Raw genomic sequence first — 26,550 nt, 5'->3', positions numbered from 1 at the left:
TGCAGTGTACCCTGCGGACGTCACCCGTGAAGCGCCTGCTCCTTGTCCTCCTGCTCGGAATCCTCGCCGTGACCGCCTATAACTTCTGCAAATCCTGGTCCATCCCCGACTTCCCCGATTCACCTCAGTACCGCGAAGGCAAGTTCCGCAATGCCCTGCCGAAACCGGCAATGGGCCTGCGTGATGGCCTGGAGATCTGGTGGACCTTCCTGTTCAACAAGCCCAAGGGCACCGTGCCCGACCACCCCATCCCGGTACAGGCGCTGGACCGCGCCACCCTGGACGCGGCGCCCGACCGCAGCCTGTTCCGCCTGGGGCACTCGACGATCCTGCTGAAGCTGCGCGGCCAGTACTGGTTGACCGATCCGGTGTTCTCCGAACGCGCCTCACCGGTGCAATGGATGGGCCCGGCACGCTTCCATGCGCCGCCGATCAGCATCGACGAACTGCCGCCGATCGCCGGCGTCATCTTCTCGCACAACCACTACGACCACCTCGACCACGCGGCGGTAATGAAGCTGGCCGGCAAGACCGCGCGCTTCATCGCACCGCTGGGTGTGGGCGACCAGCTGATTGCCTGGGGCGTGGATGCAGCCAAGGTCGAGCAACTGGACTGGTGGCAGTCCACCGAAGCCGCTGGCCTGCGCCTGACCGCAACCCCCGGCCAGCATTTCTCCGGCCGCGGCCTGGGTGACAGCGATCGCAGCCTGTGGGCATCGTGGGTGATCCAGGACGGCGACTTCCGCATCTTCTTCAGCGGCGACACCGGCTACTTCGACGGCTTCAGGGCCATCGGCGAGAAGTACGGTCCGTTCGACCTGACGATGATCGAAACCGGTGCCTACGATCAACGCTGGGCATTCGTGCACATGCAGCCCGAACAGACCCTGCAGGCGCACCTGGACCTGCGTGGCAAGTGGCTGCTGCCGATCCACAATGGCACCTTCGACCTGGCCCTGCACGAGTGGCAGCAACCGTTCGAACGCATCAGCGCATTGGCTGCCGCAAAGAACGTGCCGGTGGCCACGCCGATGATGGGCGAGGCACTGGACATGCAATCACCGACCGCTGGTACGCGCTGGTGGGAGCGTGTGCAACTGTAACGGCCTGTCGCGCAGCGACCCTCAGCCGGGATGCTGAACCAGCCGTTCCTGCTCCTTCGCCACATTGATCTGCAGCGCCGCAGCAGCGAGCTCCGCCAGCTCGCTGCTGACCTTCTGGCTGCCGCGCGCCTGCATCCACGAAAGAATATCGGCCAGATGCCAGATCGACGCGCTGCCTTCGTGCACCGGTGCCGGAAACGTCTGCGGGTGCGCGAGCAGCAACTTGCGCATGTTCTGCCGTGACATGCCCAGCAGATCAGCGACATCCGTCAGCCCTACCAGATCGGGACTGACTTCGATCAGCTCTGCATCGGGTACGGCTTGTCGTACATCTGCAAGCGCGGAAAGTACGGCCTCCCGGGCGCTGGCCGCCTGACGGCAGAATTCAAGCGCCAACCTGCCCGGCCTGCCAATGCCCAGCAGCGCATCATCACAGCCGGCATCGGCAAGGCGTTGCTCAAGCGAGCCAGCATCGGTACCTGTATCCGGCAGACGGTATTTGAGAATGAAGGTGAATTCCATCATCGATGTGTCCTTGGGAAGATGGCGACTGCGTCATCGCTCACGGCTGCAGTTCTCGACAACGCGACACAAGGCCCGCGCGTGGTTCAAGGCATTCCGGGGCGTGCTCCATACGCTCACCACACAGAATTCTCCGCATCGGCAGTCCCTGTCGTTGTAGGGACAGTACATTCGTCCCCAGGCATGACTGCCGCCGATCCGCAGCCACCATCCACGCGACTCGGCGAAACGGAGGGCAGCTTCAATGTCTTTGTCCGGATGGCGCGAACGGGGCATTCCCTTCCCTCTGAGTCTGGATGCGATCACAAAGGTTGTCAAGTGACAACCCGTGGTGGTGCGATCAGTCGCTTCGACCCTACAGCCTCTCCGCCATGGGTCCAGAGCCATCCGCGTCAGTGATCCGGGTGCACCTGTTCCTGCAGGTGAATTCCCAACCCACACTCCTTCGCCGAGATCCCAGGTCGCAGCTCAAGCGATGGGATCAGATAATCCCCAGCGTTCTGCCGCCGGTAGGCAATCACCGGATCGCTCGCCAGCCCATCCAGCCGCGCGCCCAGCCCCTCCAGCACGCCAGGCAAGGACGCCTCATCGATACGGCTGCTGCGGTAGATCACATGCGCGGGCAGCACGTCAAAGCCGGGATAGAACAGGATGCCGTGCTGGATCGGGAACAGCACATCGTCGATCGGCCCATTGATGCCGCGCGGACCGTAATGCGACTCCCAGCCACCGGTGGTGACCACCAGCATCGCGCGCTTGCCGGACATCGCGCCCTCGCCATAGCGGTCGCCCCAATGCCGGTCGGAATGTTCGCCCACGCCATAGGCAAAACCATAGGCATACACGCGATCCACCCACCCCTTCAGGATGGCCGGCATCGAGAACCACCACAGCGGGAACTGCAGGATCACCGCGTCGGCCCAGCGCAGTTTTTCCTGCTCGGCGGCGATGTCGGCACTCTGCCGGCCCGTCCTGAAGGCGTCGCGCGAATCCAGTGACGCGTGGAACGGCACCGAAGGATCCCGCCCGGGGTGATCGTCGGCATCGATCTGCGCCTTCCATTGCATGGCATGCAGGTCGGACACCTGCACGGTGTGGCCGGCGCGTTGCAGGTGCTCGACGGTGAAGGCCTTCAGGGTGCCATTGAGCGAGGTGGGTTCGGGGTGGGCGTAGACAAGCAGAACGTTCATGGTGGTACCAGGGAGGGAATGCCGGCCATGTTGGGTGCCGCCACGCTATAGTTGAAATGAATTCCTGCAATCCCCGGCATTGCCATGGACAATACCCTGCGTCGCATCGACCTCAACCTGCTGGTAACCCTGCAGGCCTTGCTGGAAGAGCAGAACGTCACCCGCGCGGCCGAACGCCTGCATCTGGCCCAGCCCACGGTCAGCGTGCAGCTGGCGCGCCTGCGCCACCTGTTCGATGATCCGCTGCTGCTGCCGGGGCCACGCGGCATGCGTGCCACCGCACGTGCCGATGCGCTGCGCGAACCATTGGCCGAAGCACTGGCCGCACTGCAGCGTGCGGTCGCACCGGTGCAGGCGTTCGATCCGGCCCAGGCCACGCAGACCTGGCGGATCATGGCGTCGGACTTCGGCGAAACCACGATCGTCCTGCCGGCATTGGCCGACCTGCGCGTGCGCGCACCCGGCACGCGCCTGGCCGTGGTCAGCCTGGCGCCGGCGCAGATGGTGGCGCAGAGCGAACGCGGCGAGATCGATCTCGCCCTCCACATCACCTCCGACGCGCCTGCCTCCCTGCACCATCGTCCGCTGTTCCAGGAACGCTACGTGCTGGCCGGGCGTCGCGACCATCCACGACTGAAGCGGCGGCCGACGCTCAAGCAGTTCTGCGCGCTGGACCATGTGATCGTGTCACCGGATGGCGGCGGTTTCCATGGCGGCACCGACAGCGCGTTGGCGCATGTAGGCGCGCGTCGCAACGTGGTGCTGTCGGTGCCGCACTTCCTGTTCCTGCGCAGCGTGCTGCTGCGCACGGACCTGGTGGCGATGATGCCCTCGCGCCTGGTCGCGCAGGACCCGGCCTTGAAGGCGGTTGCCGCGCCCATTGATGTGCCCGGGTTCGAGATGGTGATGCTCTGGCACGAACGCGTGCATCGCGATCCGGCACATCGCTGGCTGCGCGAGCGTATCTGTGCGCATTCATGAAACCTCGTGCCAGGACCCGCCCGGGAAATATTGCGACGCGTCATGTAACCGGTTACATCCCTTGCTAGCGTAGGCCCGCCCGTTCCCGGGCCCTGCCGATGTGAGGCCTTCGCAATGACGTTGTGCGCTGACCGCTGGACCGCTCCCTGCCTGCCGAACCGGCGCCTTGCCGCGGCCCTGCTGCTCGGCCTGTCACTGGCCGCCACCGCACAGAACCTGCCACCGCGCGCGCATTGGCAGGCCAGCGCGTCGTCGCAGCAGGTTCCGGCGATGGCGATCAGCCACCTGATCGACAACGATCCGAAGACGGTGACCGGCGGTGCGTTCAGCCCCGGCCACTGGTTCCAGGTCGATCTCGGCAAGCCTGCGATGCTGGCCGGTGCACGCCTCACCTGGGATGTCTCCAACCCCGAAGGCTATTCGCTGCAGACCTCGCTCGACGGCAAGCAGTGGCAGAGCGCCTACGTCATGGGCGATTCGCTGGGTGGCATCGAGACCCTGTACTTCGCGCCGCGACAGGCCCGCTACCTGCGTCTGGCCAGTCCGCAGCGCACCTCCGACTGGGGCGTATCCATCTTCGAAATGGAACCGCTCGACACCACGCTCAGCGCACGGGTGACCGGGCTGGACGCCACCCAGTCCGCTGCGCTGTGGCAGGGCGGCGGCACGGTTGCCATCCCCGCAGGCAAAGGCGGCATCCACACGCTCGACATCACCCTGCCCCGTGCGCAGCCCAGCACCGGGCTGGCGGTGGACTGGGCCAACGTGCACGGCGCTGCACGCCTGCAGGCGCAGGACACACAGGGCCGCTGGCACGAACTGGCGCGCGACGCGCAGGCGGCGACCCGGCAGCAGAGCTGGCTGGCGGCCGACGCGCCACTGGACATCCAGGCACTGCGGCTGACCGTGGAAGGCGATGCCCCCCAGGTCAAACGCATCCGCCTGCTCGGCCCGAAGGCGGTGATGACGCCGATGAAGCGCTACCAGATCGCCGCCAGTGGCGCGCAGCGCGCGTTGTTCCCTGCCTCGCTGCACATGCAGCAGACCTACTGGACCGCAGTCGGCGTGCATGCGGGCCGGCAGAAATCGATCTTCGACGAATACGGCAACATCGAAGCCTACAAGGGCGCACCGCTGGTGCAGCCGATCTGGCGCAGTGCCGATGGCCGCGCGACCGGTGCCGCCGAACAACCGGTGCAGCACGCACTGCGCGATGGCTGGAAGCCGATGCCGTCTGCCACGTGGTCACCGCAGCCCGGGCTGGAACTGCGCAGCGAGGCCTTCGCCATCGAGCGCGACGGGCAACCGGTCACCTTCGTGCGCCATCGCCTGCGCAACACCGGCAGCGCGGCCATCGAAGGCACGCTGACCCTCGCAGTGCGACCGATGCAGATGAACCCGCCGTGGCAGAACGGTGGCCTGTCGCCGATCCGCCAGGTGGCCGTCGAAGGCAACAGCGTGCGCGTCAATGGCCGCATGCTGTTGCAGTCACTCAGCGCGGTGGATGCCGCTGGCACCGCCCCCTTCGGCAACGAAGGCGACACCGAGATCACCACGGCCATCGCCAGCGGGCAGCTGCCTGCCGCTCAGCAGTCCAGCGATGCCGCAGGCTTGGCAGCGGCGGCGTTGAGCTACCGCGTCACCCTGGCACCCGGTGCCAGCGACGCGGTGGTGGTGGCCTTCCCGCTCGGTACCGCCACCGCCGATGCCAATGGCGTGCTGCCGGAAGCACCGGCCCTCAACCTCGCCTCGCTGCCGCGCGACGGCGACAAAGCGCTCGACACGCTGGCCAGCCGCGCCTCCGCCGATTGGCAGGCGCGGCTGGGCCAGGTCGGCCTGCGCCTGCCCGACCCTTCGCTGGTGGACATGCTGCGCGCACAGGCCGCCTACATGCTGATCAACCAGACCGGCCCGGCCATGCAGCCCGGTCCGCGCAACTACAACCGCTCCTTCATCCGCGATGGCATGGCCACCTCGGTCGTGCTGCTGCGCATGGGCGAAGCCAAAGTGGCACGCGACTACCTGGCCTGGTACAGCGAACACGGCGTGCACGGCAATGGCCTGGTGTCGCCCATCCTCAACGACGATGGCAGCGTCAATACCGGCTTCGGCTCGGACATCGAGTACGACAGCCAGGGCCAGTACGTCACCCTCGTTGCCGACGTCGCCCGGCTCGATGGCGGGCCGGAAAGCGTGCGTGCCTACCTGCCCAAGGTGAAGGCCGCGCTGCGCTTCCTGCAGGAACTGCGCGAACGCACGCTGGTGCCGGGCTACATGGCCGACCAGCCTTCGCCAGAGCGCTTTGCCGGCATCCTTGCGCCGTCGATCAGCCACGAGGGCTACCCCTCCCCCACCCACAGCTACTGGGACGACTACTGGGGCCTGAAGGGCTGGCATGACGGCGCGTGGTTGGCCGAATCGCTGGGCGACCACGAAACCGCCACGTGGGCGCGCGAACAGTACAAGGCGCTGTATGACGCACTGCACGCCTCGATCCGCGCGACGATGGCGTGGAAGGGCATCGACTTCATTCCGTCATCGGCCGACCTCGGCGATGGCGACCCGACCGGTGTATCGATCGCGCTGGATCCCACCGGTGCGCAGAGCGTGCTGCCGGCCGAGGCCCTGCGCACCACCTTTGCCCGCTACCTGGACGATGTGCGCAAGCGCAACCAGCCTGGTGCGCTGTATGCCTACACGCCGTATGAAATCCGCAACGTGCTGAGCTACGTGCACCTGGGCCAGCCCGAAGCGGCCGACGAGCTGCTGCAGGACCTGCTGCACGATCGCAGGCCGCTGGAATGGCAGGTGCTGGCCGAGGTCGTGCACTCGCGGTTGCGCTTCCCACGCTACCTGGGCGACATGCCGCACACCTGGATCGGCGCCGAATACGGCCGCACCCTGTTCGGCATGCTGATGCGCGAGGATGACGATGCGTTGTCGCTGCTGCCGGGCACGCCCCCTTCCTGGGTCGCTGGCGACGGCCTGGCAGTGGACCGCCTGCCCACTGCCTATGGAACCCTGCAGATGCAGGCGCGGCAGCGCAACGGCAACCTGACCGTGTCGCTAGGCAAGGGGCTGCGCAAGGGCACGCCGGTACGCGTATGGTGGCCCAGCCGTACCCTGCCCAAGGACGTGCGCGTAGATGGGCGATCGGTACGGAACTTCGACAAGGACGGCGTGCTGCTCGATGGCCCGTTCCGCACCCTGGAGGCACGTTGGCAGTAATGCCGATGCAGGAACCGAAGTGATCGAACTTCTACTCGATGGCAGCCCTGTCGCCGCCGCTACCGACGATCAGCTGGCCAGCGCACTGGCGCTGGCCGCATCCATGCCCCAGTTCGAGCTGTGGGCATCGGTGCCCGACGGTCCATCGCTGTGCATGCTGCGCAATGCCGAGCATGCATGGCTGATGTACCTGCGCGAGCCCGGCGACGACGGCCTCCATTCCTGCGGAAACGAACACCGCGCCGGCAACGCCTATTTCCGCCTCGACAATGGCCAGGTGGATGGCTATCCCCTGGCGTGGTGCATCGGCATCGAGGCGTGCTTCGCCGCGATCAGTTTCTTTCACGGCAATGGAGGCGCCCGCCTGGAACACATCGATTGGCAGCCCTGACCCCGGTAGAGGCCGACCTTGGTCGGCATGCCCCGCCTCGCATTCCGGTGGGTGCCAACCGTTGGTTGGCACGCCCTCCGGTAGATGCCGACCTTGGTCGGCACGCCTTCCGTCGAGCAAGCTCGACGCCTACCAAGCGGCATCGCTAGAACCCCGGCAACCCTGGCGGATTGGTCTGCGACTGCGGCACCGCTTCTTCGGCCACATTCCAGCGCGCCAGCACCTTCGCGTAGGTACCGCTGCTGATCTGGGTGTTCAATGCCTGGGTCACCGCATCGGCCAGGCCACTGCCCTTTCGGGTGGTCACCGAAATCGCCGCTGCGTCCGGCCAGCCACCCGGGAACAGGCCGACCCGGCGCACCTTGCCATCACGCGCCGAATAGGCGCCGGTGGCATTCGGCTCGAACGACACGTCGGCGCGGCCGGTGATCACTGCCAACCGCCCGATCACCGCATCATCGAAGTACTGGTACTCCACCGGTTTCAGGCCTGCGGCGATGTTCTGCTTGTCCCATTGGCGCAGGATCTGGTCCTGGTTGGTGCTGGCCCCCACCACCACTTTCAGGCCTGCCACGTCGGCCGGTGTGGCGATCTTCTGGATCGGGCCATCGGTGCGGGTATAGATGCCCAGCAGGTCGAAACGATAGCTGGAGAAATCGAACTTCTTCTTGCGTTCTTCAGTGACCGTCACGTTCGACAGCACCGCATCGTACTTGCCCGATTCCAGCCCCAACGGCCAGTCGGCCCAGGCCACCGGCACCACCACCAGCTTCAGGCCCAAGCCATCGGCGATCAACCGCGCGATGTCCGGCTCCACGCCCACCACTTCCTTGCTGTCGGCACCGTAGTCGGCCAATGGCAGCTGGCCGGGATGGGTGGCGATGGTGAACGCGCCGGGGGTGACGAAGCGATAGCCGGCCGGAATCAGCGCCTGCGCCTTCGGATCGGGCGTGCCCTTCAGTATCTGCGCGTTGCTGGCCGCCAGCGAGGTCGCTGCAACGGGCACGCCGTCGGGGCCCTGGCGCACGCGCGAATAGACGATGCCGGCAATGCCGATGACCAGCACACCGACGATCAACAGGGTGCTACGGGCGGGACGTCGCTGCGATGCTGGGCTCATGGCGGTTCTCGAAAAAGGGTTACAGGGTCTTGGCCAGGAAATCGGCGGTGCGTTGCTGGCGCGGGTGTTCAAACAGCGCGTCCGGCGTGCCCTGCTCGATCACCCGGCCCTGGTCCATCATCACCACGTGGTCGGCCACGCGGCGGGCGAAGCCCAGTTCGTGGGTGACGATCACCAGCGTGGTGCCGGAACTGGCCAGTTCCTCGATCACGCTCAGCACCTCCGCCACCAGCTCCGGGTCCAACGCGGAGGTCGGCTCGTCGAACAGCAGTACCTTCGGCTGCAGGGCCAGCGCGCGGGCGATGGCCACACGCTGCTGCTGGCCGCCAGACAGCTGGCGCGGGAAGGCATCGGCCTTGTCGGCCAGCCCCACCCGCTCCAGCAGGGTGCGTGCCTGCTGCTCGGCCTGGGCGCGCGAAATGCCGCGCACCGCGATCGGTGCTTCGATGATGTTCTCCAGTGCGGTCATGTGCGGGAACAGGTTGAAGCCCTGGAACACCATGCCGACTTCCGCGCGGCGACGGCGGATCTCACCTTCCGGCAGCTCGTACAGGGTGTCGCCGTCGCGGCGGTAACCGATCAGCTGGCCGCCCACGGTGACGAAGCCGCTGTCAGCACGCTCCAGGTGATTGATCAGCCGCAGCAGCGTGGACTTGCCCGCACCGGACGGACCAATCAGTACGGTCACGCTGCCGGCCCTCAGTTCCAGATGCACGTCATCAAGCACCGTCTGCTCTCCGAAGGCCTTGCCCACGCCCTGCAGGGACACAGCCGCGCCCGTTCCGGCCTCGATCGGCACGGCAAATGCCGCGCGGCTGGGCACGCGTGCAATGGCCGGCACCGCCGGGCGCGGTGACGTCGACGGTACCCGCGACACGCTGCGCTCATGCTGCAGCTGGCCGCGCGCGAAACGCTGCTCCACCCGCCGTTGCAGCAGCGACAGCACGGTAAGGATCACCAGATACCACACCGTGGCCACCATCAGCAGCGGCACTACCTCCAGGTTGCGCCGGTAGATCACCTGCACGGTGTAGAACAGCTCCGGCAACGCCAGCACGTAGACCACCGAGGTGCTCTTGGCCAGGCCGATCACATCATTGAACGCCGCGGGCAGGATCGAACGCATCGCCTGCGGCAGGATGATGCGGCGCACCTGGCGCCCACGCGGCAGGCCCAACGCTGCGGCCGCCTCGTACTGGCCGTGGTCGACCGACAGGATGCCACCACGGATCACCTCGGCCGAGAACGCCGCCTGGTTCAAGGTGAGGCCGAGCACGGCGGCAGTGAACACGCCGATCAGCTGCGTGGTCGGGTACGAGAACAGGCTGATGCCGGTGAAGGGAACGCCCAGTTCGATGGTGCTGTACAGGTAGCCCAGGTTGTTCAGCAGCAGCAACAGCACCAGCAGCGGAATCGAACGAAACAGCCACACGTAGCCCCACGACACTGCCGACAACAGCGGTGAACCGGAGACCCGGGCCAAGGCCAGCAAGGTGCCCAGCGCGAAGCCGAGGCCGGTACCGAGTGCGGTCAGCAGCAGCGTTCGCCCCAACCCTTCCAGTACCGGCCGGGCAAAGAACCACTCGGCGAACGTGCCCCAGCCCCAGCGCGGATTGCCCAGCACCGACTGCAGGCCGATCAGGATCAGCGCGAGTGCCAATACCGTGCCGATCACCTGCAACGGATGCCGCGCCGGCACGATCTTCAACGCCGTGGCCGGCTGGCGGACAATGCCCTCGATGGCAGTGGAAGGCGTACTCATGCCGCCGCTCCATGCAGTGCGAGGGTAGCTGCGTCGCCCGCCTGTGACTGTGGCTGTGGCACCAGGTGTTTTTCGAACGGCAGATGCGCGATGGTTTCCGGGTCCGCATGCAGATCGAACAACGCGGTGTAGCCGTGGCTGAGGTACAGGCCGACCGCCTCGGGCTGGCGGAAGCCGGTGGTCAGGAACACGCGCCGATAGCCCTGCCGTGCAGCCTGGTCTTCCAGTTCCTGCAGCACGCGCCGCGCGATGCCCTGCCGACGCAGGCCAGGCAGCGTCCAGATGCGTTTGAACTCTGCGGTGTCCTCATCGCGATGCGGCATGAACGCGCCGCCGGAAATCGCCACGCCGTCGCGCAGCAGCAGCACGAACGCACCGACCGGGGCAGCGAAGGCTTCGGCCGGATAGCGCTGCAGCTCCTCGCGGGCACTGCCACCAATACGCCGGCGCACATCCGCATAGCGGTGGTCGTACTCCTGCTCCAGGCCGTCGAACAATGGGCGCGCCAGCGGATCGTCCACCGAGGTGTACAGGAACCGATCGTTGTCGTACCGCACGCTCATGCCACGTCCTCCACCAGATAGTGCTCGGCCAGACGCGCCCACAGGCTGGCCGCCGGGGCGATGGCCGCGTCGTTGAACACATAGCGCGGGCTGTGCAGCGGCGCGCTGTCGCCGTTGCCGACGAACACGAAACTGCCCGGCCGCGCCTGCAGCAGGAAGGCGAAGTCCTCGCTGGCGGTACGCGGCGCGAAGGCCTCCACCACCTGCGCCGCACCGAACCCCTGTAGAGCCACCTCGCGGATGTAGGCCGTCTGCTCAGGGTGGTTGATCACGCTGGGGAAGCCACGCGGGAATTCGATCTCGGCACGCGCACCGAAGGCAGCGGCGGTCTGCTCGGCAATGTCGGTGACCCGCCGGCGCAGCGTATCGCGCACCGCCGGCAGGTAGGCGCGCACGGTCAGCTTCAGCTCCACCACATCGGGGATGACATTGGCCGCCTGCCCACCATGGATCGAACCGACGGTGACCACGCCCATCTGCCGCGGATCGACATTGCGCGACACCACGCTCTGCAGCGCGGTGATGATGTGCGCGGCAGCCAGGATCGGATCGACGCTGCCCTGCGGCTCGGCGCCGTGGCCGCCCTTGCCGATCACCCGCAGACGCGCCCAGTCCACCGAGGCCATCGCCGGTCCGTCGACGAAGCCGAAGTGCCCCACCGGCACGCCCGGCCAGTTGTGCAGGCCATAGATGGCATCGACCGGAAAGCGCTCGAACAGGCCATCGGCGATCATCTTCGAAGCGCCCGAGCCGGTTTCCTCGGCCGGCTGGAACACCAGCTGCAAGGTGCCATCGAAACGCCCGTGGTGCGCAAGGTAGTGGGCAGCCGAGAGCAGGATGGCGGTGTGTCCATCGTGGCCGCAGGCGTGCATCAGGCCTTCGCGCTGGCTGGCATAGGCCAGCCCGGATTCTTCATGGATCGGCAGCGCATCGATGTCGGCGCGCAGACCCAACCGGCGACGGCCCTGCCCGCGCTGCAGCGTACCGACCACGCCGGTGCCGCCGATGCCGGTGCTGACCGCGTAGCCCCATTGCTGCAGCAGCTCGGCCACGCGGGCGCTGGTGCGGTGCTCTTCGAAGGCTAGTTCCGGGTGCTGGTGCAGGTCGTGGCGGATCGCGATGGCCTGTTCGGCACGTGCCGCGATTTCGGGCAGCACGCCAGTCGTTGGGGAACTCCGCCGGGCATGGCCCGGCGCTACCGCGTTTTCTCCGCTCATCGCCTTATCCCACCTTCCGCGCCGGCTCGGCGTCGGTGCTGTAACGGCTTGCCTTGCGTGGCAGGCCCAGGTGGTCGCGCAGGGTCTGTCCTTCCAGCGCACTGCGGTGGTAACCGCGTGCTTCCAGCAGGGGCAGCACCAGCGTTACGAAATCATCCAGGCCTTCGCGCTGCGCGGCGAAGCCGAGGATGAAGCCATCGCTGGCGCCGGCGTCGAACCAGCGGATCAGTTCGTCGGCCACATGTTCCGGCGTGCCGATGAAGTTCGGCCGCGGGCTCACCGCCTGCAGTGCCACCTGGCGCAGGCTCAGGCCCTGCTCGCGCGCGTCCTGCTTGATGCGGTCGGTGGTGGAGCGGAAGGAATTGGCGCCGATGTCACCCAGCTCCGGGAACGGTGCATCCGGGTCGTACTGGCTGAAATCATGGTGGTCGAAGAAGCGGCCGAGATACGCCAGGGCATCGTCCAGCCCGGCCAGCGCGGCAATCGCCTGGTACTTGGCCTCGGCGTCTTCCGCCGTGCGGCCGACGATCGGGCCGATGCCCGGGAAGATCTTGACGTCACCGGCGCTGCGGCCATGGGCGATCGCCGAGTTCTTCACCTTCTGGGTGAACGTACGGGTCTCCTCCAGCGACGGCGCGTGGGTGAACACCGCATCGGCGTACTTGCCAGCCAACGCAATGCCATCGTCGGACGATCCGGCCTGGAAGATCACCGGCTGCCCCTGCGGCGAGCGCTGGATGTTGAGCGGGCCTTCCACCTGGAAGAAGCGGCCCTTGTGATCCAGCCGGCGGAACTTCTCCGGCGCGAAGAACGTGCCGCTGTCGCGGTCACGCACGAACGCATCGTCATCCCACGAATCCCACAGCCCCTGCACCACCTCCAGGTACTCATCAGCAATCTGGTAGCGCAGCGCGTGTTCCGGATGCGGACGCCCGTAATTTCGTCCCGAGCCTTCCAGCGGCGAGGTCACCACGTTCCACCCTGCACGGCCACCGCTGAGCAGATCCAGCGAAGCGAACTGGCGCGCCACGGTGAACGGGTCGCTATACGAGGTGGAGAGCGTGCCGGCCAGGCCGATCTTTTTCGTCGCCGTCGCCAGCGCCGACAGCAGCGAGATCGGTTCGAAGCGGTTGAGGAAATGCGGAATCGACTTCTCGTTGATGTACAGCCCATCGGCAACGAAGCCAAAGGCAATGCCGTTATCCTCGGCGGTACGCGCGATGTCGATGTAGTAGCCCAGGTTGACGCTGGCATCGGGCACGTTGGACGGGTGCTTCCACGCATGCATGTGGCTGCCGGGGCCCTGCAGCATGATGCCGAAGGGGATGGGACGCGGGGTCGTGCTCATGGGGTGGCTCCAGCAGTCAGGCCACCGCCGCGCGGGGCGCGGGCGACAGCAGTTCAAGGGACGTCAGGCGTGCGTCGAGGTCGGCCACCGGCGCGTCGAGGATGAATTCACCGACGCCGAAGCGGCGGTGCAGCGCATCCAGCTCGCTGCGTACATGCTGCGCATCGCCAGAGAGCACGCTGGGGCGTGTTTCTTCGATGCGGAAATCAGCAACCCCGACCTGCCGCGCGTATTCGGCAGCGGCCTCGGGACTGGGCAGGTTCACCGTCTGCCCTGGCGCCAGGTGCAGCTTGTAGACCCGCAGCGCGCCGATATAGCGGGCGGCGGCCTCGCTGGTGGGCGCGGCGAAGGCCACCGTTGCCAGCAACGGGGCGTGCGCGGACACCGCGCGATAGGCCTGGAAGGCGGCCTCGATGTGCTTCGGGTCGCCATCGAAGTGGGCGGCGTAGACGAAGCGCCAGCCAAGCTCTGCGGCCTGCCGCGCACTCTGTGGACTCGCGCCCAGCAGGAAGCGCTCCGGTGGCGTCTGCGGAATCGGCCGCGCCTGCGCGTCTGCCTGCGCATCGGACAGATATCCTTCCAGGTCGCGCAGCTGCTGGTCGAAATCGGCGAATGCCGGGCGACCGGCGGCCAGTGCGGCAGTCGATGCCGGCAGACCACCCGGCGCCTTGCCCACGCCAAGATCCACGCGTCCGGGCGCAAGGGCGGCCAGCAGATTGAAATTCTCGGCCACCTTGTAGGGGGCGTAGTGGCGCAGCATCACCCCGCCACTGCCGATGCGGATGCGCCGGGTCTGCGCCAGCACCCACGCCGCCAGCACTTCCGGTGCCGGGCTGGCCAGCGTCGGCGCGGCATGGTGTTCGGCAAACCAGTAGCGGTGGTAACCCAGTTGCTCGGCGCGCTGCGCCAGTTGCAGGCTGTTGCGCAGCGCTTGTTCGGGCGTGCTGCCGTCGGCCACCGGGCTCTTGTCCAACACGCTGGTGAGGTAGCTCATCGTCACGTCCTCGCTCAGGGATGGGCCACGGGAATGCCGAGCAGGCCATTCAGTGCCGCCAGGATCGGCTCAGCACCGGAGATGTACTGGCGCTGCTGGTACTCACCACTGGCGTGCTCATTGACCACGCCCTGCGGCAGCACCAGCTTCGGCAGCGACTGGTCCTGCTCACCGATCTCGGCGATCACCTCGCGGCGCGGTCGGCTGAAGCCGATGCGGCGCACATCCAGCTGTGCGTCCAGGCCATCGATGCTCGACAGCGCACCTTCCAGCAGCAGGCTGTGCCGGCAGAAGAAGCGTTGGCCGGGCAGCTGGCCGTCCTCGAACTCGCGGTCCAGCAGGAACAGGATGGGTTTGTGGGTTGCGTCTACAGCCACGGGATCGTCCTCGTAGGGGCCGGCAATGCACTGCCGCTTCGATATCGATGCTAGAGAAGGACGGCCCGATGCCAGCGCCGGAACTCGACAATCCACGGTCGGATCCGGCCATGCAGATGCAGGTTGGCAATAAGCAGACTGCCGGCCGTTATGGGCACGGGCGGCATCACGCCGCTTGCGCAGGTGCGCGCCAGCCCAGCGCCGGCGCGATGTCCTCGATCACCGTGGTGAGGATGCGCCGGTAGTCCTGCTCGGGCAGCTCATAGGGCAGTTCCACCCGCAGCTCGTCCACCTGCTGCAGCAGCGGATCGGCCTGCAACCGCGCGATGATCTGCGCCGTGCTGCCGACCACGTCGGGTGCGAACATCGTGCGTCGCGGCCCTTGCGGGGCCAGGGTGCGCGCATGCCGCTGCGCACTGAAGACCTCGATCCGCTGCCGCGTGGCCGCATCCACACCCTCGGTGGGCACCAGCACCCGCCCCACCGCCACGCGGCGTGCGCTGCCCACCGGCAATGCCGCACGATAGGCCTGCAGGTGCTGCAGCTGGGCGCCAAAGAAGTCATCACTCAGCTCGGCACGGTTGACGTTGCCCAGCAGCAGATGCAGCCCCTGCTCACCCGCAGAACGCGCCGACTGCAGGGAGCCAGCGCCGTACCAGACCCGGTCCACCAACCCCGGCGCATGTGGCTGCAGACGCGGGCGATAGCGCGTGGCGGCGTTGCCGACTTCGGCATCGGCGGTGCCCAACGGTTCACCACGCAGCGCTTCCAGCAACCGCGCCACCCGGCCATGGGAAAAGTCGATGCGCGCAGGGTCGCTGTCGTACAGCAAGGGCCCTACCAGCCCGCCGTGTGGCGGCGCGCCGGTACTGACGCCTACCTGCAGCCGGCCACCTGCCAGCGCATCCAGCAAGGACAGATCCTCGGCCAGGCGGAACGGTGTTTCGTAGCCCAGCTGGATGACCGCACTGCCCAGTTCGATGCGCGTGGTGTGCTGGCTGGCCGCCGCCAGGAACACCGCTGCCGAGCTGATGCCCGGTTCCAGGTGGCGATGGCGCACCCACGCGCCGTCATAGCCCAGCTGTTCGGCAAACGCGATCAGCGCCAGCGTCGCGTCCAGGCCCGCGCGTGGTTGTTCCGGCAGATAGCTTCCCGGCGTGAGGAACGCCAGATGCCGCAGCTGCACCGCCACGTCCTAGGCGATCCTGCGCAGCGGCGCAGGCAGCGCCGCCGCCAAGGGCGCCACGTGTCCCGCCGCGCGCTCGGCCGCCAGTTGGATGCGTGCCTGCAGTGCAGCGCTGTTGATCCGGTCGCCGTCGAAGTCGGCCGGCGTGGCATACACCCCGATCGGCAGCGTGTGCGCCTGCAGGAAGCTGAAGAGTGGACGCAGCTGATGGTCGATCACCAGCGCGTGGCGCTCGCTCCCACCAGTAGCCGCCAGCAGCACTGGCGTATCCACCAGCGCGTCCAGCCCGATGAAGTCGATCAGGTGCTTGAACAGGCCCGGATACGACCCACGATACACCGGCGCGGCCGCCACCAGCAGCTGTGCAGATTCAATCGTGGCCAGTGCGCGTTCCACCTGCGGCTCCACTTCACTACGCTGCAGCGCCTGCCCCAGCGAGCGCGCGATCGGCGCCAGCTCGACCAGCTCCACGCTGATGTTGACCCGCTCGCGCAGTTCTTCCAGCAGATGCCGCACCAGCAGCAACGTGCGCGAGTTGGCCGACGCCGTCGGCGAACCAATCAACGCAACCACATTCAATGCAGATGACATGACCCCCTCCTCGGTAGCGCCGGGCCATGCCCGGCGACGTTTCACATGAACCTCAGAACCGGTAATTGACGCGCCCGTACCAGAACGTCCCGACGTTGCTCAGCACATCACCGCTGTCCCAGGTGGTCTCGATGCTGGCCACATCGGTGGCGCTGCGTGCGTACGCAGGCACCTTGCGGGTGCGCTTGTCGAACACGTTGTTGATGCCCAGCGCCGCGCTCCAACCGGCACCCAGCTCGACGCCACCGGACAGGTTGGTCACCAGCACCGGCAGCTGCTTGTACTCCACGCCGTTGTTCAGGCGCTTGATCGGGCCGTAGTAAGTGAAGTCCACGTTCGAACGCCAGCGCCCGTTCTGCCAGCCCAGCCCCGCCACCTGCGTGTACGACGGCGTGCGGAAGCGCAGCGCGTACTCGCTCGACTTGGTCAGCAGGTTGATGTTCGGCAGCCCCTGCAACGCCTGCGGAATCGCGCTCACCTTCTGGATGGTGGTGCGGCCCACATTGGCCGCGTAGCTCCAGCGCAGCTTGCCCCACTGCGTTTCCTGGTTCGCCTCCAGGGTCAGCTCCACGCCGCGCGTGCGGGTGTCGCCCACGTTGGTGAAGTAGCTGGCATAGAACGCATCACCGGGCAGGATGCTGATGCCGGCCGTGCCCAGCAGCGCGTCGATGGTGTTCTTCTGCGCGGCGGTCAGCACGGTGCCACTGTTGTCGGTCACCCGCGCCGGGTCCTGCGCGTTGTAGCCGATCTGGCTGGACTGGCCCAGCTGGCCACGGATGTCGATCTGGTACGCATCCACCGCCAGATGGAATGCCGGGCTCGGGTCCCAGGTCACGCCGAGGCTGTAGTTGGTGGCCTTCTCCGGCTTCAGCGGCGTAGCGCCCAGCGCCACCGCCGCCGGCGAAGCGACCTGCGCCACCAGCGTGGTACCGCACGGGCAGCTGCCGGTGGCCTGGTAGAACTGCGCGCCCAGGCTCGGCGCGTGGAAGCCATTGCTGACCGTGGCACGTACGCCCAGCGCATCGGTGAAGTCGAAGCGCGTGGTCAACCGACCGGTCGACACCGTGCCGAAGTCCGAGTGGTCTTCCCAGCGCGCGGCGGCGTCCAGGTACCAGCGCGACGTGATGTTGGTCGCTGCACCGGCGTACACCGCCTTGCTGTTGCGGTTGGCCTTCACCGCATCGGCGGTGGAATAGCCGACGAAGGCAGCCGCACCGAAGCCGGTGTACGACTCCCACTGCCCTGCCCCGCGTTCGTATTGTTCGTGCTGGTACTCGGCACCGGCACTCACTTCCAGCGGCGATGCGAAGGCCGCCACCTCGAAGCCTCGACGCAGATCAAGGTTGGCGATGCCCTGCTGGTAATCCAGCTTGCCGTCATAGAAGTCGGTCGGCGAGCCGGGGTACGGCAGCGAGTAGTTCACCGAATTGCGGGTGTAGGTGCGCACCGTGTTGCGGTTGCCGGTCAGGCTGAAGTCGTAGTCCCACCCCGCAACCTGGCCCTTCACCCCAGCCGTGCCGGTGTACTGCTTCTCCTTGGTTTCCAGCACCGGCAGGAAGCCATCGGGAAACACGCTCAGCACGCCCGGCGCCTTGTAGGTGGTGAAGATCGTTGCCGGCAGGCGGAAGTTCTGGATCGCCTGCGCGGTGCGGTCGCTGGCGGTCGCATTGGCGTAGAACTGGGCGTTCTCGCCCAGGCCATGGCCCACGTTCACCGCGAAGGCCTTCAGCGCATACGACGGCGAGCTGAGGATGATGTTGGCCTCGGCATCGCGCCCGGCCTCGGCCGGGTTCGGCGTCGCTCCAGCCGGCAGGCGGTTGTTTGGACGCAGCGCCACCAGGTTGCCGTTGCCATCCACGGCGGGATAACTCAGGTAGCCGTCGATGTAGCGCCGCGTGCGGATCGCATGGTGCTGGCGCGTGCTCTCGCCGGACAGGTTGATGAAGCCATCCTCGCCCCACGGCAGGCCGATGTTGGCGCGCACGCTGGTGCGGCTGCCGTCGCCATCGGTGCTCTGCCCGCTCTCCACCGACACATCGCCACCGTGCGCCTGCGATTTCAGGATCACGTTGATCACTCCGGTGATCGCGTCCGAACCATAGATGGCCGAAGCACCATCACGCAGCACCTCCACATGGTCGATGGCCGACACCGGAATCAGCGCCAGATCGGCCCAGGCGTGGCCGGGATAGCCGCCACCGTTGGCGCCACTGACATACGCGCTGGCGTTGCGGCGCTTGCCGTTCACCAGCACCAGCGTGTAACCCGGCGACAGGTTGCGCAGCTGGTAACCGCGGATCAGGCTTTCCTGGTCGCTCTGGTAACCGCCGATCTGGCTGAGCGATGGCAGGCTGCGCTGCAGCGCCTCCAGCAGGTTGGCCTGGCCGGTCGCGGCCAGGTCCTCGGCGGAAATCACGTCGATCGGTGTCGAGCTGTTCTTCACCGTGCGCGTGCTGGTGCGTGAACCGGTCACCACCACCGCATCCAGCGTGGACGCAGCAAGGTTGGCAGAAGTAGCAGTGGCCGCCGACGGTGCATCGGTCTCAGCCGCATACGCCGGAGCAACGGCAAGAGTGGCGGCAATCAGCAGGGAGAGCGTGGACAGCGCAGGAATGTGGGCAGCAGGCATGGGGGCTCGTGGGGGTGGGCCGGAGACACGCCTCCATTCAAGAGCCCACGCCCAACACGCAACAGCGGATATCGCGTCATGTGACCGTCACATCGCGCCAGCCACATGACCGCTGGTAATGACCTTACGCAGCCTGCACACACCGGGTCGGATCCCTTTCCAAAGGAAAGGGCTCTGACCCCATACACGCGAATCCGCAGGGTCAGAGCCCTTCCTGCGGAAAGGATCTGACCCCGGTCTCCATATACCCTGCGGGCATCACCTCATGCCCGCGCGCCACTCAGCGGCACGTGCCTGCGTCGGTAGCATCAAGCCATGCCCACCCTGCCTGCCGATCCGACCGCGCCCACCGTCGCCATCGTGGCCTGCCACGGCCAGGGCCTGTTCGAATTCGGCTGCGCGGTCGGCCTGTTCGCACCCATCCGCCCTGAACTGGGCGTGGCCTGGTACCGCACCCAGCTCTGCGCTGGCGAGCCCGGTGCACTGCGCATGCTCGGCAGTGCGCAGGTGCAGCTGCCCTACGATCTGAGCGCCGTCGACGACGCCGACATCATCGTCATTCCCGGTTGGCGCGAACCCAGCGAGCGCCCGCCGCAGGCGTTGCTTGATGCCCTCACCCGCGCCCACGCGCGCGGCGCACGCATCACGTCCATCTGCTCCGGTGCATTCGTGCTCGCCTGGGCCGGTTTGCTCGATGGTCGCCAAGCCACCACCCACTGGCGCCTCACCGAAACGCTGGCGCGCGAATTTCCGCGCATCCACGTGCGCGACGATGTGCTGTACGTGGACGCCGGCAGCATCATCACCTCGGCCGGCTCGGCCACCGGCATGGACATGATGCTGCACATGGTGCGCAAGGATTACGGCGCGCGCGTGGCCAATCTGGTGGCCGAACGGCTGGTGCTGGCACCCTGGCGTGATGCCGAACGCAGCCAGCGGGTCAGCCGCGCGATCCCGCTGGGCGAGCCCACGCGGCTGGCGAAACTGATGGAATGGATGCGCCGCAACCTGCGCGAGCCGCATTCGCTGGGCAGCCTGGCCGAACAGGCCGCACTCAGCCAGCGCACCCTGCAGCGGCAGTTCCTGGAAGCCACCGGCCTGTCGCCCATCGACTGGCTCATCCGCGAACGCGTGGCCTACGCACGCGAACTGCTGGAAACCACCGACCGCCCGCTGCAATGGGTGGCCGAACAGGCCGGGTTCGGATCGCAGGAATCGTTCCGCCGGCACTTCCGCGGCATGGTCGACGCCAGCCCCATCGAATACCGCAACCAGCACCGCAGTGGCCTCAGCGCCGACCGGCTGGTGGGTTGCTGAGTCCCGGTAGCGCCGGGCCATGCCCGGCGAGCGAAGCGGCCACTGCGGCGCGAGACGCCGGGCATGGCCCGGCGCTACCTCCCCGCTCGCTCAGTCGTCCTGCACCAGCCCGAACTCGCGCAGCAGCCCACCAATCTGGGTCTTGTCCAGCTTGTTCATCAGCAGGTTGCGCAGGAACGCCGGCCCCGGAATGTCCAGCTCCTTGCCATCTCGAAGACGCCCGGTCGCGGCCAGCAGCGTGCGCACGTCGTAGGTCGAATTGAACACCTCCGGCACGCCGCGCTCGATGCCCAGCAGCGTGTACACCGCTTCCATCGGCGTGCGCACCGAATACTCGGTGGTGAAGATGCAGTCGCGCTGCTTCGATTCGGCAAACTGGCCGATGAAGGCAAAATTCACCGCGCCCTCCGGCACCACGTCCGGGCGGTCACCGGCCTGGCGCGGCATGAAGAACGCAGTGATGTACGGCATCATCACCGGCACCGTCTTCGCCCCGGTCGCCGCCAGCTCGTCGATCTCCTCCACCGGCACACCCAGGTGGTACAGCCACTCGCGGGTGATCTCCTCGCCCGTGCAGTCCTGCATCGGCTTGTTCACGTAATCGCCGGGCGTATCCACGAACAGCGAATACACCCACACCACGATCTGGTCCTTCGGCTGGTTCTTGAAGTGCGGCTGGCGGTTCACCGTCCAGCTCATCAACCAGCGCGAGTCACGCACGCTCACGATGCCGCCGGTCACCACCTTGCCGCTGAACGGATCGCGCTTGGCAATCTTCTCGATGTACGCCGGAATGCGCGCGTCCAACGTGGTTACCGTCGCCGATTCCCACTTGGTTTCCGGTATATGCGCACCGAATACATCCGGGCGCCCGAACGCCGCATCCTTGGCAGCGATGCGCCGCCACAGGTCCCACGCCGGTGCCGGGCCTTCATTCAAGCGCGCAGCGGTGTGGTGGTCGCCGTTGTCGGAATTCTCGGTGAGCGAGCCGATCGTCATGAACACCAGATCGTCCGCGCCCAGGTCCACGCCACCGGCCTGGCCGTCCCGTGTCCAGTGGATGCGCGTGGCCTGCTTGCGGCCCGCCTGCAGCTCGAAGTCCACATCGGTCACTTCAGTGCCGTACTGGAAACGCACGCCGCGCTCCTGCAGCCACTTCACCAGCGGCAGCACCAGCGATTCGTACTGGTTGTACTTGGTGAACTTCAGCGCCGAGAAATCCGGCAGCCCGCCGATATGGTGGATGAAACGATGCAGGTACAGCTTCATCTCCAGCGCCGAGTGCCATTCCTCGAACGCGAACATCGTGCGCCAGTACAGCCAGAAATTGCTGTCCAGGAAATCGCGGCCAAGCACTTCGTTGATGCGCTTGTTCTCCATCTCCTGCCGGGTGGCCAGGAACAGCGCGATCACGTCCTTCTGCGCCTGCTCGCTCAGGGTGAACAAGCCATCGGTATGCGCATCTTCGCCGCGATTGATCGTGGCACGCTGCAGCGAATAGTTCGGGTCGTCCTTGTTCAACCAGTAGAACTCGTCCAGCACACTGGCATCGTCGATTTCCAACGACGGAATCGAACGGAACAGATCCCACAGGCACTCGAAATGGTCTTCCATCTCGCGGCCGCCGCGGATCACGAAACCCTTCTCCGGCACCTTCAGGCCATCCAGCGCGCCACCGGCAATCTGCTGCTGTTCCAAGATGGTGATGCGCTCGCCGGGCATGCGCCCATCGCGCACCAGGAACGCCGCACCGGCCAGCGAGGCCAGGCCCGAACCCACGAACCAGGCCGTCTTGTTGTCCACGCCCGCCGGCTTGCGCGGGCGCGCGAAGGCCTCGTAGTTGCCACTGCTGTAGTACATGCGCGTCTCCTTCCTGGATGGGGTAGCCCCCACTCTAGCGCCGAACCGATGTACCGCATCCTGCAGAAAGGCTGCGACGCAGTGACGCAGGTGCTTGCTGTCCCCGCGTTTCCAGCGGCCTCAACCGCCGTCAGCCGTCGCCTCGGTAGTGAACCAGCGCTGGAACCCGTCGATGGCGTCCGGCATCAGCGCGCTGGCGCGCTCACACACAATGGACTCGGCGTGGCGAATGGCACTCACTGCATCCGGCTGCGCACACAACGCCATCGCCACATCCGACGCGTCCAGCATCGCGAGGTTCACGCCCACGCCCACCGGCGGCATCAGATGGGCAGCATCGCCGATCAGCGTCACGCCGTTGCGCAGTGTCCAACGGAAATCCGCCGGCAGGCTGTAGATCGGCCGCCGCACGAAATCGGTGCACGCCTCCAGCAGCCGCCGCAGGTTCGGTGCCCAGCCGCTGTAGCTGCCTGTCACCAGCGCACGCATGCCTTGCTGCGCGATCTGCGCATCAAGCCAATCGGAAGGCCGCTTCAGCGCTGCATACACGCAGAATCGATCGCCGCTGTTGCGCTGACCGAACAGCGCTTCCTCGCCGCCAAAGCAGAACAAGCTGCCCTGCCCCACCATGGCCGCGATATCCGCCGCAGGCTGCGCGATCCATCCTTCAAAGAAGGTGATACCAGTCGACAGCGGCTGGCAGGCACTCAACGCAGCGCGCACCCTCGACCACGCACCATCGGCACCGATCACGATGTCCGCCTCGGCCTGCACGCCATTGGCGAAGCGCAGGTTGTGGCGGCCGGCATCTGCAGGTTCCATCTCGCTCAGGCAATGGCCCCACTGCACCGTGTCGGCCGGCAACGCGTCCAGCAGCAACTGGCGCAGGTCACCGCGGTCGATCTCCGGCTTGTCCATGGTTCCCTCCGGCCCGAACCCACCTGCGGTAATCGCCCCGGACCACGGATCACCCACCCGCGCCTCCTGGCCTTCATGGCGCGCCACCGCCCGGAACGCCTCCAGCAGACCAGCCCGCTGCAGCGCTACCTGGCCGGAGTCCTCGTGCAGGTCCAGCGTGCCGCCCTGGGTGCGCTGCTGCCCGGACGACTCGCCCTCGTACACGCTCACCCGATGGCCGCCGCGATGCAGGATGAGCGCGGCCGTCAGGCCGGCGGGGCCCGCGCCGATGATGGCGATACGTGGAGGGTGCGGCATGAGGTGGCCTGCTGGTCGGTTGATACATCAACCGTAGAACGCTCGAGTTGACACGTCAACCAACCGCAGGCAACGTGAGCGCATGACCTCACCCACCATCACCCCTGACGAGTGGGCCGCTTGGCGCGGCTTCCGGCGCATGGCCGAGATCACCTCCGGCCGCATCGTCCACGACATCACCCGCAGCACCGGGCTTTCCAGTGCCGACTTCGTCGTGCTGATGGAACTGAGCAAGGCCAAGGACCGCTGCCGCCGCCAGCGCGACCTGCAGGACTACCTGGAATGGGACAAGACCCGGCTCTCGCACCAGCTCACCCGCATGGCCGGCCGTGGCCTGATCGAGCGCGACACCGACAGTGACAACGTGGTGGTGATCCGCATGACCTCAGAAGGCCGCACCCAGCTGAGCGCAGCACGGCCGGTACACGTCGCCAGCGTCCGCCGGAATTTCCTCGACCATCTCTCAGCCGATGACCTGGCCGCACTGCAGCAGATCACCGACAAACTGCATGCAGCACTGCAGGACGCGGAAAACTGAGACGCCGCCAATCGCACGCGGCATCCCGGTAGTGCCGGCCGCTGGCCGGCAGCTGCAGTCCCCCAATTCCACCAGGCTGCCGGCCAACGGCCGGCACTACCCCAACCGACAATCCACGCCGCGTCATTGACCGGTAGTGCCGGCCGCTGGCCGGCAACTGCAATCACCCACTCCACCAGGCTGCCGGCCAGCGGCCGGCACCACCCAGGCCGACAATTCACGCCGCTGCATCGACCGGTAGTGCCGGCCGCTGGCCGGCAACTGCCATCACCCAACTCCCCCAAGCTGCCGGCCAGCGGCCGGCACTACCCCGGTTGAAAATCCACGTCCGCACAGTTGACATGCAGGCATTTACCTGCCTATTGTGATCCCACGGACGGCACCCCGCCGCCCACCGTGGAGCCGCAGTCATGGTGGATATCGCTCACAGAGTCGGCATCAAGGCCCCATCAGCCCAGGTCTACCAGGCCCTGGCCACCCCCGAAGGCATCGCCGCCTGGTGGGCCGAAGACACCACCGGCGACCGCCACCCCGGCGGCACCGTCACCGCCCGCTTCACCGCCAACGGCCAGGAAATCGGCGCCATGCAGATGAAGCTGCTGCAGCTGCAGCCGAACGAGCGGGTGCTGTGGGAATTCATCGACGGCCCACCGGAATGGATCGGTACCACCGCGCGCTTCGCCCTGCACCAGGACGGCGACTACTGCATCGTGCTGTTCAGCCATGAAGGCTGGAAGGAGCGCGTGGAGTTCATGCACCACTGCAGCACCAAGTGGGCCATCTTCCTGATGAGCCTGAAATCCCTGCTGGAAACCGGGCGCGGTCAGCCCAGCCCACACGACGTCAAGATCGACAACTGGAATTGAAGGCACCCCATGGATGCAGACAAGGTGTTCAAGGCACTGGCCGACCCCACGCGCCGCATGCTGCTTGACCTGCTGTGCGAGCGCAACGGGCAGACGCTGGGGCAGCTCTGCGAGCACCTGCAGATCGCCCGGCAATCGGTTACCCAGCACCTGGGCCTGCTGGAAGACGCCAACCTGATCAGCACCGTTAGGCGTGGCCGCGAGAAGCTGCACTTCATCAACCCGGTGCCGCTGCACGATGTCTATACGCGCTGGGTAAGCAAGTTCGAGCAGCAGCGCCTGAGCCTGCTGCATGACCTCAAACAGGAACTGGAAGGAGAATGACGATGAGCGCTGAATCCACCCGTTTCATCCACGTGATCTATATCGCCTCCACGCCGCAGAAGGTGTTCGAAGCCATCACCCGGCCGGAGATTGCCCGCACCTACTGGGGCCATGAAAACGTATCGGACTGGAAACCCGGCTCGCGCTGGCAGCACGTGCGCGCCAACGACGAGCGCAAGGTCGAACTGGTCGGCGAAGTGGTGGAAAACACCCCACCCTCGCGACTGGTGATCACCTGGGCCGCCGCCTCGCAGGCGGACAACCCGAACGCCTACAGCCGGGTGACGTTCGAGATCGTGCCGTATGAGGACATGGTCAAGCTGACGGTGACCCATGACGAGCTGGAACCGGGCAGCGGCATGGATACCGGCATCCGCCAGGGCTGGCCGATCGTGCTGTCGAGCCTGAAATCGCTTCTGGAAACCGGCAAAGGCCTGGACGTATTCGCCAAGCCCCAGTAGTGCCAGCCCATGGCTGGCAATCCGCCCACGGCCCAAGCCAACCCCGTGAAGGCGCCTTGATCCCGCTGAACGACGCATGCAACGCGTGCTGGCCGCTCGTCCGCAAAGTACGCGTTACGTCACGTCAACACGGCATCATTGCGTTGCAGTTTCAATACCCTTCCACAGGTTCCTCTTGCAGCCCTCTTCCCCTTCGGCCGGTGAACCGGCCCCGTCGTCGCCGGCCTTCATTGAAGTTGTTGTTGTGCGGGCCGGTACCCACCTGTTTGCCATCGATGTCGAAGTCGCAATTGAAATCCGCGGCCCGGAAACCTTTGATCGCCCCGGCAGTGGCGCGCGCCCGCACCTCACCGTGCGCGGCCACGCACTGCCGGTGGTCGACCTGCGCCAGGCCAGCGGCTTGAGCGGGTTCGCTCATGGCTGCCCGGCCATGCTGCTGATGCAGGCCGGCACGGAGACCTCTGCCTTGGCCGTAGACGAGGTACGGGACATCGAAAGCGTGCCACGCCACAACGTGCGGCCCGCCGCGGATAGCCCGTTCGGGTTCTGCAGCAATCACGTCACGCTGGATGCGCTGGGCGAGATTCCCCTGATCGATCCCAGCCGGCTTCGATAACGCCGAACCACCGCGCCAACCTCCCGATAACACCGGACCCCACACCGATCTCCCGGTAACACCGGACCCACACCAATCTCCCGATAACACCGGATCCACACCGACCTCCCGATAACACCGGACCCCGCACCGATCTCCCGGTAGCGCCGGG

General features: G+C 66.6%; 25 protein-coding genes. 10 read left to right on the top strand and 15 right to left on the bottom strand.

Annotated features, from left to right (window positions below; genetic code table 11):
* The first annotated feature begins 26 nt into the window (after positions 1 to 26).
* Positions 27 to 1,103, top strand: a complete 1,077-nt coding sequence (locus J2X70_RS14175; protein WP_309910852.1) for an MBL fold metallo-hydrolase — start codon at positions 27 to 29, stop codon at positions 1,101 to 1,103.
* A gap of 21 nt (positions 1,104 to 1,124) precedes the next feature.
* On the opposite strand, the gene J2X70_RS14170 is transcribed toward J2X70_RS14175, so the two are convergent.
* The 3 genes from J2X70_RS14170 to J2X70_RS14160 all read right to left on the bottom strand — a co-directional run bounded on the left by J2X70_RS14170 (position 1,125) and on the right by J2X70_RS14160 (position 2,815).
* Entirely contained in the window at positions 1,125 to 1,625 is a 501-nt protein-coding gene (locus tag J2X70_RS14170) for a DNA-binding protein (protein WP_025874910.1), read from the bottom strand.
* Between the two features lie 33 nt (positions 1,626 to 1,658).
* Positions 1,659 to 1,901, bottom strand: a complete 243-nt coding sequence (locus tag J2X70_RS14165; protein WP_080277592.1) for a hypothetical protein — start codon at positions 1,899 to 1,901, stop codon at positions 1,659 to 1,661.
* A 116-nt stretch (positions 1,902 to 2,017) separates the two neighbouring features.
* On the bottom strand, positions 2,018 to 2,815 hold the full coding sequence (locus J2X70_RS14160; protein ID WP_033830947.1) for an NAD(P)H-dependent oxidoreductase: 798 nt from the start codon (positions 2,813 to 2,815) through the stop codon (positions 2,018 to 2,020).
* Positions 2,816 to 2,899: 84 nt separating this feature from the next.
* On the opposite strand from J2X70_RS14160, the gene J2X70_RS14155 reads away from it, so the two are divergent.
* From J2X70_RS14155 to J2X70_RS14145, 3 genes are all read left to right on the top strand, one after another.
* A complete protein-coding gene (locus tag J2X70_RS14155; RefSeq protein ID WP_164281194.1) occupies positions 2,900 to 3,796 on the top strand; it encodes a LysR family transcriptional regulator in 897 nt (298 codons plus the stop codon).
* A 114-nt stretch (positions 3,797 to 3,910) separates the two neighbouring features.
* A complete protein-coding gene (locus tag J2X70_RS14150; RefSeq protein ID WP_309910849.1) occupies positions 3,911 to 7,024 on the top strand; it encodes a discoidin domain-containing protein in 3,114 nt (1,037 codons plus the stop codon).
* Between the two features lie 19 nt (positions 7,025 to 7,043).
* Positions 7,044 to 7,415, top strand: coding sequence for a hypothetical protein (locus tag J2X70_RS14145; protein ID WP_309910847.1), 372 nt, complete (start codon positions 7,044 to 7,046; stop codon positions 7,413 to 7,415).
* 145 nt (positions 7,416 to 7,560) lie between these two features.
* Here the strand turns inward: J2X70_RS14145 and J2X70_RS14140 are convergent, their stop codons facing one another.
* From J2X70_RS14140 to J2X70_RS14095, 10 genes are all read right to left on the bottom strand, one after another.
* Positions 7,561 to 8,535: an ABC transporter substrate-binding protein gene (locus J2X70_RS14140; RefSeq protein ID WP_025874921.1), complete on the bottom strand. Its 975-nt coding sequence runs from the start codon at positions 8,533 to 8,535 to the stop codon at positions 7,561 to 7,563.
* Positions 8,536 to 8,554: 19 nt separating this feature from the next.
* Positions 8,555 to 10,297, bottom strand: coding sequence for an amino acid ABC transporter permease/ATP-binding protein (locus J2X70_RS14135; protein ID WP_309910845.1), 1,743 nt, complete (start codon positions 10,295 to 10,297; stop codon positions 8,555 to 8,557).
* Positions 10,294 to 10,860 (bottom strand): GNAT family N-acetyltransferase, encoded by a 567-nt coding sequence (locus J2X70_RS14130; protein WP_059063980.1) that lies wholly within the window; start codon positions 10,858 to 10,860, stop codon positions 10,294 to 10,296. The genes J2X70_RS14135 and J2X70_RS14130 overlap by 4 nt, the downstream gene beginning before the upstream one ends.
* On the bottom strand, positions 10,857 to 12,077 hold the full coding sequence (locus tag J2X70_RS14125) for a M20 aminoacylase family protein (protein WP_309910843.1): 1,221 nt from the start codon (positions 12,075 to 12,077) through the stop codon (positions 10,857 to 10,859). The genes J2X70_RS14130 and J2X70_RS14125 overlap by 4 nt, the downstream gene beginning before the upstream one ends.
* A 4-nt stretch (positions 12,078 to 12,081) precedes the next feature.
* Positions 12,082 to 13,425 carry an LLM class flavin-dependent oxidoreductase gene (locus J2X70_RS14120; protein WP_049465722.1) on the bottom strand — a complete coding sequence of 448 codons (1,344 nt, stop codon included), beginning with the start codon at positions 13,423 to 13,425 and terminating at the stop codon, positions 12,082 to 12,084.
* Between the two features lie 16 nt (positions 13,426 to 13,441).
* Positions 13,442 to 14,419 (bottom strand): LLM class flavin-dependent oxidoreductase, encoded by a 978-nt coding sequence (locus tag J2X70_RS14115; protein ID WP_309910839.1) that lies wholly within the window; start codon positions 14,417 to 14,419, stop codon positions 13,442 to 13,444.
* A 14-nt stretch (positions 14,420 to 14,433) separates the two neighbouring features.
* Positions 14,434 to 14,796 (bottom strand): DUF3088 family protein, encoded by a 363-nt coding sequence (locus J2X70_RS14110; RefSeq protein WP_089240600.1) that lies wholly within the window; start codon positions 14,794 to 14,796, stop codon positions 14,434 to 14,436.
* Between the two features lie 166 nt (positions 14,797 to 14,962).
* Positions 14,963 to 15,988, bottom strand: coding sequence for an LLM class flavin-dependent oxidoreductase (locus tag J2X70_RS14105; RefSeq protein WP_309910837.1), 1,026 nt, complete (start codon positions 15,986 to 15,988; stop codon positions 14,963 to 14,965).
* A gap of 3 nt (positions 15,989 to 15,991) precedes the next feature.
* Positions 15,992 to 16,573 carry an FMN reductase gene (gene msuE / locus J2X70_RS14100; protein ID WP_033830939.1) on the bottom strand — a complete coding sequence of 194 codons (582 nt, stop codon included), beginning with the start codon at positions 16,571 to 16,573 and terminating at the stop codon, positions 15,992 to 15,994.
* Positions 16,574 to 16,625: 52 nt separating this feature from the next.
* Positions 16,626 to 19,202, bottom strand: a complete 2,577-nt coding sequence (locus tag J2X70_RS14095; protein WP_309910834.1) for a TonB-dependent receptor — start codon at positions 19,200 to 19,202, stop codon at positions 16,626 to 16,628.
* A gap of 315 nt (positions 19,203 to 19,517) precedes the next feature.
* On the opposite strand from J2X70_RS14095, the gene J2X70_RS14090 reads away from it, so the two are divergent.
* On the top strand, positions 19,518 to 20,519 hold the full coding sequence (locus tag J2X70_RS14090) for a helix-turn-helix domain-containing protein (RefSeq protein WP_032976126.1): 1,002 nt from the start codon (positions 19,518 to 19,520) through the stop codon (positions 20,517 to 20,519).
* A 90-nt stretch (positions 20,520 to 20,609) separates the two neighbouring features.
* Here the strand turns inward: J2X70_RS14090 and J2X70_RS14085 are convergent, their stop codons facing one another.
* Both J2X70_RS14085 and J2X70_RS14080 read right to left on the bottom strand, forming a co-directional pair.
* The gene (locus tag J2X70_RS14085; protein ID WP_309910832.1) at positions 20,610 to 22,379 is read right to left on the bottom strand and encodes an oleate hydratase; all 1,770 of its coding nucleotides are present in this window, start codon (positions 22,377 to 22,379) and stop codon (positions 20,610 to 20,612) included.
* A gap of 120 nt (positions 22,380 to 22,499) precedes the next feature.
* Positions 22,500 to 23,594: an NAD(P)/FAD-dependent oxidoreductase gene (locus J2X70_RS14080; RefSeq protein WP_309910830.1), complete on the bottom strand. Its 1,095-nt coding sequence runs from the start codon at positions 23,592 to 23,594 to the stop codon at positions 22,500 to 22,502.
* Between the two features lie 82 nt (positions 23,595 to 23,676).
* Here J2X70_RS14080 and J2X70_RS14075 point away from each other — a divergent pair, with 82 nt between their 5' ends.
* The 5 genes from J2X70_RS14075 (at position 23,677) to J2X70_RS14055 (ending at position 26,399) form a co-directional block, all read left to right on the top strand.
* Positions 23,677 to 24,132, top strand: coding sequence for a MarR family winged helix-turn-helix transcriptional regulator (locus J2X70_RS14075; protein ID WP_309910828.1), 456 nt, complete (start codon positions 23,677 to 23,679; stop codon positions 24,130 to 24,132).
* Between the two features lie 410 nt (positions 24,133 to 24,542).
* On the top strand, positions 24,543 to 24,998 hold the full coding sequence (locus tag J2X70_RS14070) for an SRPBCC domain-containing protein (RefSeq protein WP_154880122.1): 456 nt from the start codon (positions 24,543 to 24,545) through the stop codon (positions 24,996 to 24,998).
* A gap of 9 nt (positions 24,999 to 25,007) precedes the next feature.
* A complete protein-coding gene (locus J2X70_RS14065) occupies positions 25,008 to 25,322 on the top strand; it encodes a helix-turn-helix domain-containing protein (protein ID WP_309910825.1) in 315 nt (104 codons plus the stop codon).
* 2 nt (positions 25,323 to 25,324) lie between these two features.
* The gene (locus tag J2X70_RS14060; protein ID WP_032976139.1) at positions 25,325 to 25,783 is read left to right on the top strand and encodes an SRPBCC family protein; all 459 of its coding nucleotides are present in this window, start codon (positions 25,325 to 25,327) and stop codon (positions 25,781 to 25,783) included.
* A gap of 76 nt (positions 25,784 to 25,859) precedes the next feature.
* Entirely contained in the window at positions 25,860 to 26,399 is a 540-nt protein-coding gene (locus J2X70_RS14055; RefSeq protein WP_309910822.1) for a chemotaxis protein CheW, read from the top strand.
* Positions 26,400 to 26,550 lie beyond the last annotated feature (151 nt).

It is taken from the genome of Stenotrophomonas sp. 1337 (genome assembly GCF_031455455.1).
GTDB lineage: Bacteria > Pseudomonadota > Gammaproteobacteria > Xanthomonadales > Xanthomonadaceae > Stenotrophomonas > Stenotrophomonas indicatrix.
Note: the sequence above shows the minus strand (reverse complement) of the source record. Positions and strands in the feature narration are given on the sequence as shown.

Excerpts from the sequence above, each read along its gene's own strand:
- J2X70_RS14170 (WP_025874910.1), bottom strand. The coding sequence starts at position 1,625 with ATGGAATTCACCTTCATTCTCAAATACCGTCTGCCGGATACAGGTACC.
- J2X70_RS14165 (WP_080277592.1), bottom strand. The coding sequence starts at position 1,901 with ATGCCCCGTTCGCGCCATCCGGACAAAGACATTGAAGCTGCCCTCCGT.
- J2X70_RS14160 (WP_033830947.1), bottom strand. The coding sequence starts at position 2,815 with ATGAACGTTCTGCTTGTCTACGCCCACCCCGAACCCACCTCGCTCAAT.
- J2X70_RS14155 (WP_164281194.1), top strand. The coding sequence starts at position 2,900 with ATGGACAATACCCTGCGTCGCATCGACCTCAACCTGCTGGTAACCCTG.
- J2X70_RS14150 (WP_309910849.1), top strand. The coding sequence starts at position 3,911 with ATGACGTTGTGCGCTGACCGCTGGACCGCTCCCTGCCTGCCGAACCGG.
- J2X70_RS14140 (WP_025874921.1), bottom strand. The coding sequence starts at position 8,535 with ATGAGCCCAGCATCGCAGCGACGTCCCGCCCGTAGCACCCTGTTGATC.
- J2X70_RS14135 (WP_309910845.1), bottom strand. The coding sequence starts at position 10,297 with ATGAGTACGCCTTCCACTGCCATCGAGGGCATTGTCCGCCAGCCGGCC.
- J2X70_RS14130 (WP_059063980.1), bottom strand. The coding sequence starts at position 10,860 with ATGAGCGTGCGGTACGACAACGATCGGTTCCTGTACACCTCGGTGGAC.
- J2X70_RS14125 (WP_309910843.1), bottom strand. The coding sequence starts at position 12,077 with ATGAGCGGAGAAAACGCGGTAGCGCCGGGCCATGCCCGGCGGAGTTCC.
- J2X70_RS14120 (WP_049465722.1), bottom strand. The coding sequence starts at position 13,425 with ATGAGCACGACCCCGCGTCCCATCCCCTTCGGCATCATGCTGCAGGGC.
- J2X70_RS14115 (WP_309910839.1), bottom strand. The coding sequence starts at position 14,419 with ATGAGCTACCTCACCAGCGTGTTGGACAAGAGCCCGGTGGCCGACGGC.
- msuE (WP_033830939.1), bottom strand. The coding sequence starts at position 16,573 with ATGTCATCTGCATTGAATGTGGTTGCGTTGATTGGTTCGCCGACGGCG.
- J2X70_RS14095 (WP_309910834.1), bottom strand. The coding sequence starts at position 19,202 with ATGCCTGCTGCCCACATTCCTGCGCTGTCCACGCTCTCCCTGCTGATT.
- J2X70_RS14090 (WP_032976126.1), top strand. The coding sequence starts at position 19,518 with ATGCCCACCCTGCCTGCCGATCCGACCGCGCCCACCGTCGCCATCGTG.
- J2X70_RS14085 (WP_309910832.1), bottom strand. The coding sequence starts at position 22,379 with ATGTACTACAGCAGTGGCAACTACGAGGCCTTCGCGCGCCCGCGCAAG.
- J2X70_RS14080 (WP_309910830.1), bottom strand. The coding sequence starts at position 23,594 with ATGCCGCACCCTCCACGTATCGCCATCATCGGCGCGGGCCCCGCCGGC.
- J2X70_RS14075 (WP_309910828.1), top strand. The coding sequence starts at position 23,677 with ATGACCTCACCCACCATCACCCCTGACGAGTGGGCCGCTTGGCGCGGC.
- J2X70_RS14070 (WP_154880122.1), top strand. The coding sequence starts at position 24,543 with ATGGTGGATATCGCTCACAGAGTCGGCATCAAGGCCCCATCAGCCCAG.
- J2X70_RS14065 (WP_309910825.1), top strand. The coding sequence starts at position 25,008 with ATGGATGCAGACAAGGTGTTCAAGGCACTGGCCGACCCCACGCGCCGC.
- J2X70_RS14060 (WP_032976139.1), top strand. The coding sequence starts at position 25,325 with ATGAGCGCTGAATCCACCCGTTTCATCCACGTGATCTATATCGCCTCC.
- J2X70_RS14055 (WP_309910822.1), top strand. The coding sequence starts at position 25,860 with ATGCAACGCGTGCTGGCCGCTCGTCCGCAAAGTACGCGTTACGTCACG.